Source organism: Streptomyces sp. NPDC050732 (assembly GCF_040654255.1).
GTDB lineage: Bacteria > Actinomycetota > Actinomycetes > Streptomycetales > Streptomycetaceae > Streptomyces.
In genome coordinates this window covers 60271-76497 of the sequence record NZ_JBFAHP010000012.1, presented here as the reverse complement: position 1 = coordinate 76497, position 16227 = coordinate 60271, and the positions used below count along the sequence as shown (strand labels likewise).

General features: G+C 71.1%; 22 protein-coding genes, 1 tRNA gene and 1 other RNA gene. 18 read left to right on the top strand and 6 right to left on the bottom strand.

Annotated elements, in window-relative coordinates; all coding sequences use genetic code 11:
* Positions 1–31: 31 nt before the first annotated feature.
* The 4 genes from AB0H82_RS13390 to AB0H82_RS13375 all read right to left on the bottom strand — a co-directional run bounded on the left by AB0H82_RS13390 (position 32) and on the right by AB0H82_RS13375 (position 3397).
* Complete coding sequence (locus AB0H82_RS13390) at positions 32–748, bottom strand: hypothetical protein (protein ID WP_362992021.1); 717 nt, start codon at positions 746–748, stop codon at positions 32–34.
* 58 nt (positions 749–806) lie between these two features.
* Positions 807–2261: an FG-GAP-like repeat-containing protein gene (locus AB0H82_RS13385; RefSeq protein WP_362992020.1), complete on the bottom strand. Its 1455-nt coding sequence runs from the start codon at positions 2259–2261 to the stop codon at positions 807–809.
* Between the two features lie 107 nt (positions 2262–2368).
* The gene (locus AB0H82_RS13380) at positions 2369–2986 is read right to left on the bottom strand and encodes a hypothetical protein (protein ID WP_362992018.1); all 618 of its coding nucleotides are present in this window, start codon (positions 2984–2986) and stop codon (positions 2369–2371) included.
* Positions 2987–3040: 54 nt separating this feature from the next.
* Entirely contained in the window at positions 3041–3397 is a 357-nt protein-coding gene (locus tag AB0H82_RS13375; RefSeq protein WP_362992218.1) for a helix-turn-helix domain-containing protein, read from the bottom strand.
* Between the two features lie 297 nt (positions 3398–3694).
* On the opposite strand from AB0H82_RS13375, the gene AB0H82_RS13370 reads away from it, so the two are divergent.
* From AB0H82_RS13370 to AB0H82_RS13340, 7 genes are all read left to right on the top strand, one after another.
* The gene (locus tag AB0H82_RS13370) at positions 3695–4102 is read left to right on the top strand and encodes a WhiB family transcriptional regulator (RefSeq protein ID WP_362992016.1); all 408 of its coding nucleotides are present in this window, start codon (positions 3695–3697) and stop codon (positions 4100–4102) included.
* Positions 4102–4647 carry a hypothetical protein gene (locus AB0H82_RS13365; RefSeq protein ID WP_362992014.1) on the top strand — a complete coding sequence of 182 codons (546 nt, stop codon included), beginning with the start codon at positions 4102–4104 and terminating at the stop codon, positions 4645–4647. Before AB0H82_RS13370 ends, AB0H82_RS13365 begins: the two co-directional genes overlap by 1 nt.
* Positions 4644–4841, top strand: a complete 198-nt coding sequence (locus AB0H82_RS13360) for a helix-turn-helix domain-containing protein (RefSeq protein ID WP_362992012.1) — start codon at positions 4644–4646, stop codon at positions 4839–4841. The genes AB0H82_RS13365 and AB0H82_RS13360 overlap by 4 nt, the downstream gene beginning before the upstream one ends.
* Positions 4842–5074: 233 nt before the next feature.
* The gene (locus AB0H82_RS13355) at positions 5075–5476 is read left to right on the top strand and encodes a hypothetical protein (protein ID WP_362992010.1); all 402 of its coding nucleotides are present in this window, start codon (positions 5075–5077) and stop codon (positions 5474–5476) included.
* A gap of 108 nt (positions 5477–5584) precedes the next feature.
* A complete protein-coding gene (locus AB0H82_RS13350) occupies positions 5585–6166 on the top strand; it encodes a phage tail protein (RefSeq protein ID WP_362992008.1) in 582 nt (193 codons plus the stop codon).
* 147 nt (positions 6167–6313) lie between these two features.
* Complete coding sequence (locus AB0H82_RS13345) at positions 6314–6604, top strand: hypothetical protein (protein WP_362992006.1); 291 nt, start codon at positions 6314–6316, stop codon at positions 6602–6604.
* Between the two features lie 8 nt (positions 6605–6612).
* Positions 6613–7011, top strand: coding sequence for a hypothetical protein (locus AB0H82_RS13340; protein ID WP_362992004.1), 399 nt, complete (start codon positions 6613–6615; stop codon positions 7009–7011).
* A 26-nt stretch (positions 7012–7037) separates the two neighbouring features.
* Here AB0H82_RS13340 and AB0H82_RS13335 read toward each other — a convergent pair whose 3' ends face one another.
* Positions 7038–7616 carry a hypothetical protein gene (locus tag AB0H82_RS13335; protein WP_362992002.1) on the bottom strand — a complete coding sequence of 193 codons (579 nt, stop codon included), beginning with the start codon at positions 7614–7616 and terminating at the stop codon, positions 7038–7040.
* A 27-nt stretch (positions 7617–7643) separates the two neighbouring features.
* On the opposite strand from AB0H82_RS13335, the gene AB0H82_RS13330 reads away from it, so the two are divergent.
* The 10 genes from AB0H82_RS13330 (at position 7644) to AB0H82_RS13285 (ending at position 15852) form a co-directional block, all read left to right on the top strand.
* On the top strand, positions 7644–8198 hold the full coding sequence (locus AB0H82_RS13330) for a hypothetical protein (protein WP_362992000.1): 555 nt from the start codon (positions 7644–7646) through the stop codon (positions 8196–8198).
* Positions 8199–8271: 73 nt separating this feature from the next.
* On the top strand, positions 8272–9384 hold the full coding sequence (locus AB0H82_RS13325; RefSeq protein ID WP_362991998.1) for a hypothetical protein: 1113 nt from the start codon (positions 8272–8274) through the stop codon (positions 9382–9384).
* A gap of 45 nt (positions 9385–9429) precedes the next feature.
* A complete protein-coding gene (locus AB0H82_RS13320; protein ID WP_362991996.1) occupies positions 9430–10254 on the top strand; it encodes a hypothetical protein in 825 nt (274 codons plus the stop codon).
* Entirely contained in the window at positions 10241–12622 is a 2382-nt protein-coding gene (locus AB0H82_RS13315) for a hypothetical protein (RefSeq protein ID WP_362991994.1), read from the top strand. The genes AB0H82_RS13320 and AB0H82_RS13315 overlap by 14 nt, the downstream gene beginning before the upstream one ends.
* Positions 12619–12792 carry a hypothetical protein gene (locus AB0H82_RS13310; RefSeq protein ID WP_362991992.1) on the top strand — a complete coding sequence of 58 codons (174 nt, stop codon included), beginning with the start codon at positions 12619–12621 and terminating at the stop codon, positions 12790–12792. The genes AB0H82_RS13315 and AB0H82_RS13310 overlap by 4 nt, the downstream gene beginning before the upstream one ends.
* A gap of 54 nt (positions 12793–12846) precedes the next feature.
* The gene (locus AB0H82_RS13305) at positions 12847–13482 is read left to right on the top strand and encodes a hypothetical protein (RefSeq protein ID WP_362991990.1); all 636 of its coding nucleotides are present in this window, start codon (positions 12847–12849) and stop codon (positions 13480–13482) included.
* A 39-nt stretch (positions 13483–13521) separates the two neighbouring features.
* Positions 13522–14376, top strand: coding sequence for a peptidoglycan-binding protein (locus AB0H82_RS13300; RefSeq protein WP_362991988.1), 855 nt, complete (start codon positions 13522–13524; stop codon positions 14374–14376).
* Positions 14377–14404: 28 nt separating this feature from the next.
* Entirely contained in the window at positions 14405–14632 is a 228-nt protein-coding gene (locus AB0H82_RS13295; protein WP_362991986.1) for a hypothetical protein, read from the top strand.
* On the top strand, positions 14619–14879 hold the full coding sequence (locus AB0H82_RS13290; protein WP_362991984.1) for a hypothetical protein: 261 nt from the start codon (positions 14619–14621) through the stop codon (positions 14877–14879). The genes AB0H82_RS13295 and AB0H82_RS13290 overlap by 14 nt, the downstream gene beginning before the upstream one ends.
* Before the next feature lie 184 nt (positions 14880–15063).
* Positions 15064–15852 (top strand): hypothetical protein, encoded by a 789-nt coding sequence (locus AB0H82_RS13285; RefSeq protein WP_362991982.1) that lies wholly within the window; start codon positions 15064–15066, stop codon positions 15850–15852.
* 68 nt (positions 15853–15920) lie between these two features.
* Here the strand turns inward: AB0H82_RS13285 and AB0H82_RS13280 are convergent.
* A tRNA-Ser gene (locus AB0H82_RS13280) sits at positions 15921–16005 on the bottom strand.
* Positions 16006–16125: 120 nt separating this feature from the next.
* On the opposite strand from AB0H82_RS13280, the gene ffs reads away from it, so the two are divergent.
* Positions 16126–16224: signal recognition particle sRNA small type (gene ffs / locus AB0H82_RS13275), an RNA gene on the top strand.
* Positions 16225–16227: the final 3 nt, after the last annotated feature.

The window sequence follows — 16227 nt, the reverse complement described above, 5'->3', positions numbered from 1 at the left end:
CCGACCCTCTGATCGACTGCCGTCGATTGTGTCAGCGGGCACTGACAACGGCCGGTTCCCCGCCCGGCCCAACGGCCCGCCCGGCCCACCCGGACCGGTGCAGGACGGCGGCGATGAGCACCGCGGCGGCCACGGCCACCAGGTGTTCGCGGCCCGCGAGATTCGGCTCGGCCAGCGACCCGGCCACCGTCGGGACCACGGCGGCGAGGAAGAGGACCGGCGCCCGCAGCGCCACGGCCGTATAGGCGAAGAGGCCGACGATCGCCGCGGAGGCACCGGTGTCCACGGTGTGCGCGGCGTCGGCGGGAAGCCCGAGCAGGTCGGGTCCCAGGGCGATCATCACGCGCGCCGAGAGGGTCCCGGCGAGCGTGACGGCGTACGCCACCACCAGTGTGCGGACGCGCCCGAAGAGCAGCTCGGCGAGCGCGAACGCCAGGAACAGGCGGGGCAGCCCGCCCCACGCGGGCAGGTCCACCGCGGGCACGAACACGGAGACGGGTGTACGCAGCAGGGAGAGCCAGAGAGGCTGGTCCGCCCGCACCTCACTGACCACACGCACCACATCGGCACCCGTGCCGGTCTGCTGGAACTCGTGCAGTCCGATCACGGCGAGGGTGGCGAGGACGGCCAGCGAGACGCCCAGCGGGCCGCGCTCCCGGAGCGCGCGGAACGGCGCCACGACGACGTTCCGCCACTCCCGGAGCAGCGCCTCCCCGCGCCGGCCGGCCAGGCGCGAGACCAGCGACACCGGCTCCCCACCCCCTTCGTCCCGCTTGTCCGAACAAAATGGGGAGGATACGTGACCGTCAGCCTTCGAGTACGTCGCCGAAGTACGAGAGGCCCGCCGGGCCGCCGAGTCCCGGGCCGCTGACCGACTTGGCGCCGGTCGCGGTGGTGCCGGACGCGGTGGTCCTGAAGAGCCAGACGGAACCGGCGCCGTCGTTCTCGCCGTACGCGCCCGCCACGAGCTCGGCGCGGCCGTTGCCATCGCTGTCCGCGAGGCGCACGGAGGCCCCGAAGAAGTCGTGGGACTCGGCGGTGCCGGGCACGCCCGCGGTGTCCTGCGAGAACGCCTTCGCGCCCGTGCCGGTGAGGCCGTTCGACGAGCCGCGCAGGACGACGACCGAACCGGCCTTCTTCGCGCTGCCCAGCGTCTCGGAGGGCACGCCGACCGCGATGTCCGCGTAGCCGTCGCCGTTGGTGTCGCCCGCGGACAGGCTCCAGCCGAAGGCGTCGCCCTCCTCGGCGGCGCCGGGGACGCCCGCCGTGTCCTGGGTGATGCGGACCGGGGTGCGGGTGCTCGGTCCTGTCGCGCTGCCGTACGTCACGGTGACCGCGCCGCCGGGTCCGCCGTTCGGCTCGTCGGCCGACTTCTCCATGAAGTTGCCGGTGACGATGTCGCCGTAGCCGTCCTTGTTCACGTCGGCGATCGTCGCGGCGTAGCCGCCCGCGACCTTGCCGGCCGGCTTCAGCGTCGTACCACCCTTGTAGAGGACGCCGCGGGTGCGGTAGCCGGCACCGCTCTCCTCCTGGCCCATGATCAGCAGGTCGGTGGCGGCGTCGCCGTTGACGTCGCCGGTGACGATCCTGTCGGTGTCGATACCGGTCTCCTCGGACGTGTCGACGCCGGTGAGCGCCGCCGCCTTGCCGGTCCGGGAGACGGGGCCCCTGAAGATGTTCAGCTCCGGCATGGAGTTGTTGGCGGCCGCGAGGTCGGTCACGCCGTCGCCGTCGAAGTCGCCGGTGGCGACGGACCAGCCGAGTTCGTTGCGGTTGTCGGGCAGCGGCGAGCTGATGTCGGTCGCCGTCTTCAGGCCGTCCGCACCGCCCCAGACCACGGTGAGCGTGCCGAACTCGTCGCCGCTGCCGATGCGTTCGCCGTGCACGCCGACGACCAGGTCCGTGTAACCGTCGTCGTCGAGGTCGCCGGTGGTCATCCGGTCCCCGAAGTGGTCGCCGCTCTCCGGGGTGCCGGGTATGCCGGTGGTGGCCTGGCTGATCCGGGTGCGCTTGGTAATGTCGAGGCCGTTCGCGGTGCCGTACACGACGGCGACGTAACCGGCGTTGGACCTGCCCGAGACGGTGGCGAGGGGCGCGGAGACCGCGAGGTCACCGTAGCCGTCGCCGTTGAAGTCGGCGCGTACCTCGTCCGGCCTGTCGGCGGGCGCGGCGCCGGCCGTCGCCGATGTGGCGGCGAGCAGGGATCCGGTCAGGGCGGCCGTGGCGGCACCGGCCAGGACCGTACGGAACATTTTGGGCATGTGGCGGTTCTCCAGGTGTTGAAAAGGGTGCCGGTGGGCCCTTGAGCGTGGCGCTTCGGCGCACAGGAGACCTTCGTACGGACGCTGAGGTTGTACGGGGCGGGAGCTCAGTCCTGGTCGTCGGGGCCGGGCCCCGGGCGCGGACGCTTCGGTGCCTCCTCGCGGCGCCTGCGCGGCCGGTGCGCCATCAGGTCCCGCGCTCCGCGGGCCTCGTCCGTGCCCACGATGGGGAGGGGGTGGGTGCCTCGGGGGTCCGCGGGGAAGTGGAGGAGGCGGGCGGAGGAGGCGGGCGACGGCCCCACTTCGGCATCGGCGTCGGCGTCGGCGGGAGTACCGGCGCCGGTACAGGCGTCGGTGCCGGTGTCGTCATGGCCGGCCGCCTGCCCGTCCCTGAACCCGGTGCCGGTGCCGGTGCCGGTCCCAGTACCGGACCCGGACGCACCCCTGGGCTCCGCGTCCGCCACCCGCGCGTGCTCCGTCGCGCGGGCGTGTTCCGTCCAGCCCTCGCGGAACCAGCGCAACTGGGTCTGCTGCGCCTCCTCCTCGGTGAGGATCCGTACGCCGTCGATCCCGGCCTCCTGGATCTTCGAACCGAGTTCGATCAGCAGCCCGCCGACGAGGAAGGCCAGTTCCTCCGCCGCGGTCGTCTGATCAGCGACGCCATGGTGTCCCGCTCCGCGACGGCCTGCGCCTCCGGACGGCCCCTCCGCTTCGTCAGTCGGCATGTTCGCACTCCCTCTGCGCCCCCGGGCTGCGTAAGTCGGCCCTGTGCTGTTCGACTACTCGACCTGCGGCAGGAACGCCTTCGTCACTCTCACGAAGACCGCCCGCAGCTCTGGAGGCACCCCCATTCTCCGGGCCGCTTCCTCGGGGCTGAGCAGTCGGGGGGCGTCGGTGTCACCGCCCCGCGCGGCCGCGACCGGCAGGTCGTTCTCGGACAGTCGGCCGGAGCGGATCAGCATGTCCCGCAAGGGGACTCCGAGCACCGTCGCGAGGCGTCGCATCGTCTCCAGGTCGGGCATGCTCTGCCGCTGGATGAGGCGGCTGACCGCGGCCCGGTGCACGCCGGCGTCGTCCGCGAGCTTCGACTTGCCGCCGCCGCGCGGGCTGTCGATGTCGTAGCCGCGCTCCCGCATCACGCCCTCGATCCACTCGGCGAACTCCTCCAGTTCGTCCGCTCGGTTCCGGCCACTCTCGCGGGCCTGGTCGTGGCCGGGACCCGGTCGGTACACCTGGTCGCTGCGGGCGCTGGCCCGTGGGCTGGACACCATGTCGTCGCTCTCCCCTCGTCGCAGGGCGAGCGTACCGATCGCGCGCGCACCGAAATATGCGCGCGCTCGCACGTTCTTGTGAAGATCCCGCGCAGGCACACGCGTTTTCAGCCACTCCTCACTCCTTCCCGCAGTCCCACACCCCTCCGTTTTTAGTTGCGCATGCGCACGCAGCGTGGAACTCTGATCACGCATCCACGACATCGAACTAATGTTCGCATACCCGCGGAGGGGCTGCGCATGTCTCATCGGACTGTTCTCCTCGCACCTGCTCTGAACAGCGCGTTTCCTGACACACGAGGCACCCGGGACAGCCGGGATCGTTCGGGCGAAGCGCTCGACTGGCGCCGAAACGCCGCCTGCGTGGATCTCCCACAGCAGTACGTCTTCACCCGCACCCCCGCCGAAGCGGCGCCGGTATTGCGCGCCTGCAATCAGTGCCCGATCCGCCGCGAGTGCGAGGCCATCGTCGATCCGTCGCACACCTGGTTCGACGGGGTCAGCGGCGGGCGCCTCTGGCGCAACGGCCGCGAGGTCAAGCCGCGCAAGTCCGCCCGGGGGAGGTCGTGATGAGTGCGAGTACGAGTGCGAGTGCGAGCACCGCGGTCGAACGCGCGGCACTCTGGCTGGACTCCCTGCGGCGCCGCTACCCCCTGCTCCTGGAGGAGCTGGCGCCCGGCACGGGACGGACGTTCCGCGAGGTGCGGGGCGGCGGCCCGGCCGCGTCCGCCGTCGCGCCGGTCCGCCTCTACGTCTCCGACGCCCTCCGCGACATCGGCGACGGCGTGGTCGAACTGGAGGAGGCCGTACGGGACCGGCTCGGCCTGCGCCGCATCGCCGCCGCCCCGGTGCAGGTACGCCTGCGCCGGCTCGCCGAACTCCTCGACGCCGTACGGGACATGCCCGACCTGGCGGCCCACGTCGAGGAGGAGACCCGCCGCATGTCCCGTCGCTGCGCCCGCGCCCTCGGGGACCCCGAGCAGCTCGTCAGGCTGCCCGGCCGCTGCCCGGCCTGCGGCTCCGTGTCGCTGCGCGCCCTTCCCGAACGCGGCGTCGCGATGTGCGTGAACCCGCCCTGCCGGCACGTACTGGACGAGGAGGAGGAGACGGCATGAGCACACCGCTGATCTCGGGAGACCTCGCAGCCACCGAGGCCGACGTCTCGCCCGCCACCATCCGCAAGTGGGTGCAGCTCGGCCATCTGAAGGCCGCGGGCCGGCAGGGGCGGCGGGCGATGTACCGCCTGGAGGACGTGTTCGCCGCCGAGCGCTTCGTCCGAGGAGTACGGGGGGCACGGCCGCAGGCATAGGCATAGGCAGAGGCGTCGTCGTGTACGAAGAAGAGGGCCCCGCACCGATTGGTGCGGGGCCCTCTTCACGTACTCCCACCAGGCCCAACCCGCCCCCCACCGACATCGGTTGCGGGATACGGACCCCTGGATCACACTTGAAGCAGCGGCAGAGCTGCGCCCCCACCGGGGGCGGCGGACCTGCCGCTTTGTGTTGCCCTCTTTGTGTTGCCCTCACGACAGGGAGTGTCCATGTGTCCATCCTGACCTTCCCCGACGCGGAACGGCTCGTCGTCGACTTCCTCAAGAACCGTGCGGAGCTCGCCGGTTCGGTCGTCGACAACAAGCCGCCCGCCGGGTTCGACGGCACTCAGAAGGCCGTCCTCGTCTCCCGCGTCGGCGGCGCGTGGATCGACGACAAGCATCTCGACCAGCCGCTGCTCGACATCGAGGTCTACGGTCCTGACAAGTCCACCGCGCACGGCATCTCCCTCGCCGCCCGTGCCTGTGTGCTGGAACTGACCGGCACCTCGTACGGCGGGGCCGTCGTCACCGACGTCACCGAGGCGGACGGGCCGCGCTGGCTGCCCGACTACAACCGCCCGGCGGGCAGCCGCTACCTGTCGACGGTACGGATCTCCGTCCGCCCCGCGTAACGCCGCACCCCGCGATTCCGTCGCGGCCCCTCGCGCACAGCCAGGCCCTGCCGACCCCGGCGGGGCCTTCGTCGTACCACCAGTCGTACAACCACCCGAGGAGTACTCATGGCAGGCAACAACGGCAAGCAGATCCGCGTCGCAGGCAGCGGACGCGTCCTCATCGCGCCGGCCGGCACCGACGCCCCGGCCAGCGCCACCGTCGACTGGGACACCACCAAGTGGACGGACCTCGGCTACACCACGACCGACGGCATCAAGTTCAACAAGAAGGACAAGATCGACCCGGTCGACACCTGGCAGTCGGTGAGCCCGGCGCGGTTCATCTACTCCGACCGCGACCTGACCGTGAAGTTCCAGCTGCTGCAGCTGAACAAGGACACCCTGTCCTTCTTCATGGGCGGCGGCGAGGTCAAGGTCGGCACGGCGGTCGGTGACCTCAAGGAGTTCACGTACGACCTGGCCAACAGCCCGGCCCCGGACGAGCGCGCGCTCGGCATCGAGTTCACGGACGGCACGGCCAAGTACCGCTTCGTGATCCCGCGTGGTCAGGTCACCGAGACCGAGGAGATCGCGATGACCCGCACCGGCGCGGTGAAGCTGGGCGTGACCTTCACGGCGCTCGCCAAGGACGACAACGCGCCGCTGGCGAGCTTCCGCATCAAGGAACTGGCCGCGTCCTACTCGTAGGCGGGCCGGGCGCAACTCGCCCCGCACGGCGTCTGATTGATTGCGCGAAATCGCCGGTTGCGCTTGCGCGCGACCGCATAGGATCCGAGCGACGCCCGGCCCGTGCCCCCAGCACGGCCGGGCGTCGCCCTGCCGAAGGAGACACCCGTGTCCGGCTTCAACGTCAACGCCGCCCGCGCCCAGCGCCTCGAAGCGCTCGGCCGTGCCTGGACCTTCGAGCTCGACTCCGACAGCTTCGAGCTGCCGACCGAACTCACCCGCACCACCGCGCGCAAGCTCCGCGACCTCGACGACAACGACGTGGACGGCCTGCTCGAACTCCTCCTGGGCGACGAGCAGTTCGCCCGCTTCGGGCGGCACGACGTCACGATGCAGGACATCGCGGCGATCCTGGAGGCGTACGGCAAGGAGACCGGGCTCGGCCTGGGGGAAGGCTGAGCCTCGGCGTGTTCGTGGAGGAACACGCCGAGGCCCTGGAAGCCGATCTGCTCCGCTTCTACGGCCTCGACCTCCTGGACTGGCACCGAGGCAGCCTCTCCTCCCGCCGCCTCGCGGTCCTGATCCGCCACCTGCCGCGGGACGGGGCGGTGGCCAGGGAGACGGAGGGCGAGGCGGCGGAGTGGTCGGTCGGCGACTATCTGCTGGCGCACGTGGTGGACCAACTGGCCGACGCCAACTGGATGTTCGCGACGGTCAACCAGGACGAGGACGCGGATCCCCTGGACCCGCCGAAGCCCCTGCCGCGCCCGGGAGCGGGCCTTCTCCCGGACGCCGAGGACGAACAGCCGCCCGCCCCTGCCGACGCCAAGCCGACGGCCGACCAGCTGGCCGCCTTCTTCTCCTGACGCTTCTCCTGACGGGGAGCGGGCGGTCACGCCGGGCGCAGGGTCATCTTCCAGGGCGGCAGGGTGCCCCACCCGGGCTCACCCAGGTGGGCGCCGCCCACAGCGACGAGGCCGGGACCCGGGATGACGACCGCTCCGCGGAACTTGTCGGTGTGGGAGATGAGTTCCCGGCCCCCGGCCCACTGGAAGCTGTAGAACCACACGGCTCCGTGTCCTTCAAAGTCGACCTTCGCCTCGGTCTCACCCCCGTGGTGGGCGAAGACGCGTGAGTTGGTTCCCGCGTTTTCGGTCTGTATCCCGGGTGCCGTCGAAAGTTTGCCGATGGATATGTTCCAGCGCTTCGGTTTGTGAATGCCATTGGTGATGGCGAGCCGAGTGTATTGCGGTGGAATTACGATGTGGGACCGCTCCGCCCCCCATCCCGAACCGCCGATGTATTCCCGCCGGACCATGTTCCCCACCGTACGTTCGCCTTCGACGTCGAACGACCTCCCGAGGCGCCTGCCCCACGCCTCCGCGAGCAACGGGCGCCCGGTCAGCGCGGGCGGGACGTCGAATTCGGACCTGCCGCGGCCGGAGAAGAGCTCTGAAGAAGCTTCAGCCATTTAACAACCTTTCGGGAGGTAAAGGACATGAGTGATGGTTCTGTAAAGCCACTCAAGGAGAGGGTGGCAGACCTTGAGAGCCAGATCCAGGAGTTCACGACGAAGTTCGAGCACGGCTGGGCCAAGGCCGAGACGGTAGGCGCGGCCGGTGCGGCGACCGGGGCCGCAGGATCAGTCACGGGCGTATCGGGTGAGGCCACTCTCTTTTCCGCCGGCGCGAAACTGATCAACCTTGAATGGGATTTGCTCTCGCACCTCGAAAAGAAGCGCCTTGAGCGCAATGGAGAGGATCCCCTGTCGCTCAAGCGCGCCGGTGAACAGGCCAAGCAGAAGGCCGTGGACGCGGCCACCAAGGCCGACCGCGTGGATCAGCGCGTCACCGATGTCACCCGCGAGCTCAACCGCAAGATCAACCGCAAGGCCGATCTCTCCGCTCTCCGGCAGACCAGTGACCGGCAGGGCCGTCAGCTCGAAGGGCTTCGGAGCAGCCAGGTCGAAGCGCTGCGCCGCGAGGCCACTCAGGCCCGCGCCACCGTTCAGCAACTGAACGACGAGATCACCCGGCTCAATGCCCGCTTCTGACCCGGCGCGCAAGGAGCGGGCTTCCAGAGAAGCGGTCATCCAGAGGAGCAGAGATCCGGAGGAGTAGACACCCATGGCATTGAACAAGTCCATAGGAACCGCGGCCACCCAGCTCGGCCGCATGCGGAGCGCGGCGAGTCAAGCCGCCACGCAAATCGGGAAGTTGGGGAAGTCGACCGGCTCCGCCGACAACCCGGTCGGCAAGCTGGGAAAAGTGAGCGGCACCGCATCCACCGCCGTCGGAAAGCTCGGCAAGTCGACCGGCACCGCCTCCACCGCCATCGGCAGGCTCCGTACGTCCGCCAACAACGGCGACAGTGCCGTACGGAAACTGAACACCGGTCTCCGTACCGCCGACGGATCCCTCGAAAAGGCCAGGAAAGGGTCCGACAAGTTCAAGAGCTCGCTCGACAAGCTGCGCGGCTCCGCCGACCGGACCAAGAACGCCCTGCGAGACGTGAAGCGCCAGGCCGACGCCGTGGAGAAGTCCGTCGGCAAGGCCGGCAAGAACGCCGACAAGGGCGGGAAGTCGATGAACGGCCTCGGGAAGGGGCTCAAGGGGGCGAGCACCGCGCAGAAGGGGCTCAACCTCGCCATGGCGGCCAGCCCCTTCGGGCTGATCATGACGCTCGCCGCCCCGCTGATCGCCCAGTTCGTGAACATGGACAAGGTGACCGCCGCCCTGAAGCGCGGCATGGACGCCGCGTGGAAGGGCATCAAGTCCGGCACGCGCACGGCCGTCGACTTCATCAAGCCGCTGGTCAAAGGGCTCGGGAATGTGATCCTGACCCCGATCAAGGGGCTCGCCACCGCCCTGAACGGCGTGTTCGGCGTCCTCGCCGGCATCAAGATCTCCATCCCCAGCTGGGTGCCCAAGTGGGGCGGCAAGTCCTTCGGCTTCCCGCGCCTCCACGTGCCCGTCCCGCACCTCGCCCAGGGCGGTGTCGTCCAGGCCCGCAACGGCGGCACCCTCGCCCTCATCGGCGAGGCCGGCGAGTCCGAAGCCGTCATCCCGCTCTCCAAGCTGGAACGCATGCTCAGCCGCGGCGGCGGCAACAGCGCCGCCCTGCGCCGCCTTGCCGACGCCATGGAGCGGCTCGCGGAGCGGCCCGTCCACGTCGACGTGGACTCGCAGACCATCGCCCGCGCCGTCTTCGCAGGACAGCGCGCCCTCGCCCGCCGCTAGCCGCGGCCGCCCGCCCCGCGACCCACGACAGAACAGGAGGACTCCATGGCCATGGCCAGGAACCTGTGGATCGGAGCCCCCGGCCGGCTCCGCGAGATCCACCAGGCGGCGAAGAGTTGGGAGCGCACCGCAGAGCTCGACGTCACCGAGTTCAAGGCGCTCGAAGGGCGCGTCACCACCTTCGCCCCCGCCCGCACCGTCCGCCGCCTCAAGCTCTCCTTCGACGCACTGGAGCCCGCCGACGCCCAGCACCTCGCCCGGCTCGCCCGCCGCGTCGGCACCGGCCGCGGCCCGCTCGTCGTGCTCGACCCCGTCTCCGTCAACCTCCTCGACCCCTACCAGGCCGCAGGGCAGTCGGACGTATCCGGCGGCTGGGACCACTGGTTCACCATGAACGGCGACATCGCGCTCACCCGCAACGCCGACGCCGTCACCACCGCCGACTGCCAGGACCCGGCCGCCGCCGTCGGCTGGGTGCACGGCACGTGGGCGGGGTGGCCGGTGGTGCCGGGCATGCAGGCCTCGTGGCTGCTCCCGGCCGGCTGGGACCCGGCCACCGCGACCGCCCAGCTGGACTGGAAGGCCGTGGACGGCACGTACCTCAGCACCAGCCACGCCACCGGCACCTCCGTCACCGCGACCGCGCCCGCAGGCGCCGCCTTCGCCACCCCGGTCGCACGGCCGGGCGCCACCGGCCTGTTCGGGCTCGCGGGCGCCTGCCTCACCCTCGGCGACGCCCCCGTCGCGCACGCCCTCGGCGACGGCTGCCCGGCCATGGCCGTCACCGCGTACAGCGACGTCCCGGCGCGGCCGCTGCCGTACCGCAACATCAGCATCGATCTCGTGGAGGTGCGCCGTGCAGCCCTCTGACGAGGCACTCGACAAGGCCCTCACCTCCCCCGAGCGCGTCCCCGCCCACTCCACCCGCCTCGGCGGCAAGGAGCTCGGCCGCCAGGTCCAGTCGTGGAAGGTCGAGCGCGCGTACGCCACCGACCTGCCCGAGGCGATGCGCGCCTTCTCCGGCAGCGCCTCCGCCCAGCTGGAACTGCTCCTCGGCGGCGCGGACGACATCCCCGCCCCGCGCCTCTACTCCGCCTGGGCGGACCGGGCGACGGGCGACGCCGTACGGCCGGGGCAGTCCGTCGTCCACACGGCGGGCGCGGGCGGCCGCACCCTGCCCGCCTTCCGCGGCACCGTCCGCTCCCGCACCGCCGCGTCCGGCAGCGACACCGTCACCGTGCAGGCCCTGGACGGCGCCGAGCGGCTGCGCGGCCCCGCCTCGCTGCCCCGCCCGTACCACGGCTACTACTACGGCCGGCCGGTCGCCACCGCCACCTGGTGCGTGGACGAACTCCTCCGCCAGGGCGGCATCCACACCTGCCCGCCGCCGCGCGCCCCGCTCGTCGACAAGGACGACACGGCGGACGAGAACCCGTTCACCGTGCTCTACGCCTCCCTGCACGGCGGCTTCAACTCGACGTACGGCCAGCCGGAGACCCTGCCGAGCCCCACCACGTACGACTGGGTCCAGGAGGGCGCGCCCCACGAGATCGCCCTGATGCCGAAGGCCGCCGGGCTCACCGCCTCCTGGATGCCGCGCTCACGGTTCGTCGTGCCCGGCAAGGTGTTCCTGGTGGAGTGCTGGGTCAACACGGCGCTCACGCGCGGCAACCTGGTCGAGATCTCGACCGTGTTCGACCAGAGCGGCACGAAGACCGGCTTCATCAAGGGCTCCTTCGACATCTCCACGGGTGTCGTCACCATGACCTCCGGCACCAAGGACGGCGGCGCGGGCGCGGTGATCTGGACCATCGACAAACTGGCGTCCCTGCGCGGGGTCTGGCACCTCGGCTTCCTGGTGGACACCAGGTCGACCGGGACGACCGTCGCCCCGACCGTGCAGCCGCGCCTCACCGCGCCCGACGGCGCGTTCCGCGTGGGCGGCAAGTACACCTTTCCGGAGGCGGGCGCCCTCCAGCCGATCTCCGAGCTGAACCGGATCGATCTGACCACCGACATGGCCGTGGAGTGCCTCCAGGTGACGGACCGGTTCCTGCCCGACGTCGACAGCTTCACGAGCACGGCGTGGGAGCCGCCCGGCTGGTGGCGGAAGGGCGCCGTCCTCGACCTCCCGGAACTGCCGCTCTACGACATCCCCAAGGTGTCCGGCTCCCAGTGGGACGTGATCACGGAGATCGCGCGGGCCAGCATGTCCACCGCCGAATTCGACGAGCAGGGCGTCTTCCGCTGGCGCGGCCCCTCGCGGTTCACCAAGGTGCCGGCCGCCCCCGACCTCACCGTCACCACACGCAGGGACATCGCCTCGCTCACCGTCACCGAGGAGATCGACGCCTGCCGCAACCACTGCGAGCAGCCCTACCAGGACTGGAACGGCATCAAGGCCCTGGCCGGGGAGGTCGTGGACGACACGGTCGTACGCGAGATCAAACCGAACACCGCCGTCGTCGTGCAGTACGCCATGGCCGAGGACGAGAACGACATCGGCCCGCTCGTGATCACGGACGACAGCGTCGTCAACGACGGCCACCGGGTGCGCTTCGGCACCGCGAAGACCGGCGGCACGGCGGTCAAGGGCAAGGTATCGGTGAGCTGCTGGCGCGAGGGACCCACGTACTTCGTACGGTTCTCCAACCGCGGTACGACCAGCGTGTGGACGGTGACCAAGGACGGCAAGCCCTCCGTGCGCATCGTCCCGATCAAACGCTCGGCCGATCCCAAGCAGCGCTCGTACGCCCGGTGGAACACCACCAGCCAGCAGCACTACGGCAAGCAGCAGTACACGGCACCCTCCGCCGACTGGGTCCAGACGTCCACGAGCGCCTCCGCCCTCTCGAACGCCATGCTCACCGCGGGCCGCTACCCCGTGCCGCTCCTCGGCGAGGTCGAGGTCCTGCACGACCCGCGCATCCAACTCGGCGACGTCGTGCGGGTGGTCGACTCCGCGGGCGCCGAACTGGACACCCTCGCCTGGGTGGTGGGCATCCGCACCGCGCACGCCGCCGGCAGCGCGCCGCAGCAGACCCTCACCCTGCGCGGCACCGCCTACAACGGCGTCCCCGCCGACGACGGCCTCACTCCCGACGGCCCGGTCGACCCCGCCTACGGCAAGCAGCGGACGTACCAACGGCTCACCGCCGAGTACGCGACGCTCGCACCGCTCACCACGGCGGCGATCAGCTACCGGACGCTTCTCACGACACCGGGAGCGACGGAATGAACGAGCCCGAGATCCCTGTCGGAGACGTGGCGCCGCCCACCGAGCCGCTGACGGCCACCGACGCGTACGTGCCCCCGCCCGGTCCCGTCCAGATCGACGACCCCCTCGTGGCGGCGGACGACGAGGGGATGGACCCGAGCGAGACGCTGCCGCCGCCGCTCGACGGCTGACCGAGGCCCGGCCGCTCCAACCGCCCGCCCTGCTCTCAGGAGGAATCCGAACCCATGGTCGCTCTCACCCCGCTCGGCAGCCTGCCCTACCCGCAGCCCACCGACAACGCCGACATCCCCGTCCACCTGCAGTCCCTCGCCGAGGCTGTCGACGGCCGCACCGTGCTGCGGTTCGCCGACGCCGCGGCCCGCGACGCGAAGGTCACCGACCCGCTCCCGGGAATGGTCGCCTGGCTCAACAACCCCGGCCGCTACTACCACTTCACCGCCGCCAAGCAGTGGGCGCCGCTCGTCCCCGGCCCGGTGCACTGGTTCAGCACGCTGACCGGTACGACGAGCTCGGCCACGTACGTCGAGACGCTCACCGGCGCCACCGACCCCCTGGCCGTCTCGTTCATCGCCCCGCCGGCCGGCACCGCGCTCATCACGGTCGGCGCCCGGTTCAACAACAGCGCGGCGGGCCTGAGCTACTTCTCGGCCTCCGTGAAGCAGGGCACGAGGGTCGTCGCCGCCGCCGCGGACTCCCGCGCGGCCGTCGTGGGCGGCACGAACCAGGTCTCGGCGAGCATCCAGTTCCCGGTCTCCGGCCTCACCGCGGGCGCCGCCCACACCGTCACGGGCGCCTTCCGCACCACCGCCACCTCGACGAGCCTCACCAACCGCTTCCTCACGATCACACCCATGAACTGACATCCGGCCCGATCACCGATCCCGCTGCGAGGAGGCCCCATGGCCACGCCTCTGACCCCCGACGCCCTCGTCCGCGCCCTGCGCGGCGAGGGCGTCCGCATGAGAGAACACGGCAACTGGAGGACGCACAACCGCAACCACAAGGGTGCCTGGGGCCCGGTGCACGGCGTCATGCTGCACCACACCGCGGGCACCGACAGCCTCGCGCTCTGCCGCAAGGGCATGTCCGCCCTGCCCGGACCGCTCTGCATCGGCCTGATCACCAAGGACGGCACGCTCCACCTGGTCGGCTACGGCCGCACCAACCACGCCGGCCACGGTTCGACCGCGGTGCTCGACGCGGTACGCAGGTCGAAGGTGCCGCCGTCCAGGCCGGGCCCCGACGCCGTGGACGGCAACGCCCGCTTCTACGGCTTCGAGATCGAGAACCTCGGCAACGGCCGCGACCCGTTCCCCTCCGCCCAGCTCGACACGGTGGAGCGCTTGTCCGCGGCCCTGTGCCGGGCACACGGCTGGACGGGCGCGAGCGTCATCGGCCACAAGGAGTGGACCCGCCGGAAGATCGACCCGACGTTCTCGATGCCGGTGATGCGCGGCCGGGTGGCGACGCGCCTCGGCTCCGAACCCCCGGGCGACGACAACACGACGTACGAACCGTTCCCCGGTGCGGCGTTCTTCACGATCGGACGGCACAGCGCGCTGTGCACGGCGGTCGGGCGACGCCTGGTCAAGGAGGGCTGCGGACGGTACGAGGTCGGGCCCGGCCCGGTCTGGACCGAGGCCGACCGCGCCTCGTACGCCGTATGGCAGCACAAGCTCGGCTACCGGGGCGGGGACGCGGACGGCATCCCGGGCCGGACCAGCTGGGACCGACTGCGCGTCCCGCGGCTCTGACCACCGAGTCCTGGGAGGACGCACGACCATGAATGACGCCACACGCAGAGGCCTGCGCACCGCTGTACAGACCCTCTTCACCCTCCTCGCCGCGCTGCCACTCCTCGCGACGGACCCGGGCATCGCCGATGTCCCGGCACTCGCGGGCCTGGTGGCCTTCGCCACGGCACTGAGCCGGCTGATGACCGTCCCGGCCGTGGAGGAGCTGCTGCCTCCGTGGCTGCGGAGAAACGGGGCACACGATGCCCGGAACTGACACCGGGAGCGTCAGCATCCCCCTGGAGTTGGAGAGACTGCGCCGCTCCGTAGACGTGGGTTTCGCCACCACCAGGGGCGACCTGGCCCTCCTCCTGCAACGGGCCGACCAGACCGACAAGACCCTCTCGGAACACGAGGACCGCCTGGACACCCTGGAACGCGCCCGCTGGCCGCTGCCCTCCCTGGCGGCCATCACCTCCTGCACGGCCCTGGCGGTCACGCTGTGGCAGGCGGGCGGCAGATGACGCACTGAGCGCCCGAGCACCCGAGCACCCGAGCGCCCGAGCGACTGAGCGGCCGGGGCGGGGCCTTCACGCGGTTGCTGGAACACGGCAGCCGCCGCCCCGCCCGGACTGCCGTCCGACCTCGTTGTCCGCCCGCTTCCTGCTGCTGAAAGGTGGCCTGGAAGGTAGCGCGGAGGAGGCAGTGGTGACGACACGGGCGAGGGCCGAGACACACAGCGCGGGCGGGCCGCAGAGCCGCGCCCGGGCCGGCGACCGCCCGCCGGCCCGGACACGGTTCACGGGCGGGCTGCTGATCCTGCTCTCCCTGCTGTCGGCGGCGGCCTGCTGCTGGGCGTTCGGCCGGTGGCTGCCCGCCGACAGCGACCGCTACCGGGACTACCGCGCGGCCGAACCGTGCTCCTCCCGCGAGCGAGAACAGGGCCGGACGGACTGCCTGAGCACCTGGCACCTCACCGTGGAGAAGACGGTGAACAAGACCGCAGGCAAGAGCACCTCCTACGAGGCGACCCTGACCGACCGGGACACCTGGCGGACAACCGTGTCCTTCGGAGACCCGGGACCGCTCCTGCGCCGACTGGAACCCGGCGACCGCGTGCGGGCCACCGTGTGGCGCCGCGACATCGTGGCGCTCACCAAGGGCGACGTACGGCAGGACACCGCAGCGGCACCCCGCGACGAGGTCCAGATGAACGCCGCCATCGGCACACTCGCCGGACTCACGGCGGCCCAGACCTTCGTACTCGGCGCGGCACGCCTGACCAGACCCCGCACCCACGGACCCCTCACCTGGAACCCGTACGGCAAGTGGCTGCTCGTCACCACCCCCGCGATCTGTTTCGGCGTGGGCCTCCCCGCGGTGTGGACGGGCATCCCGTGGTGGATCGTCCCCACTGTGGCCGCACCCGCGGTGGCATGCGCGACGGCCCTGACACATCGCCGCTCGTCCCGCAGCGCCGACAGAGACGGAGACTGAGACGAACAACGACGAAGGCCCCGACCGGCGAACCGGTCGGGGCCTTCGTCTGCCCTTGCGGGCGGGTGCGGAGGATACGAGATTCGAACTCGTGAGGGGTTGCCCCCAACACGCTTTCCAAGCGTGCGCCCTAGGCCACTAGGCGAATCCTCCGCCGCAAACAATACAAGACGTTGGGGAGTGCTCGCGAACACGATCCACTCGGCGGCTTCCCGAGGTCGGAAGGGTGCCTCCCGGCGTCGCCTCCGCGGCCCCGGATCCGCTAGGGTGGGCGTCAGCCCCTCACGTGGCGCTATCTGACTGAACTCCCCCAGGGCCGGAAGGCAGCAAGGGTAGGTCGGCTCTGGCGGGTGCGTGAGGGGCGCTTTGCGTTGG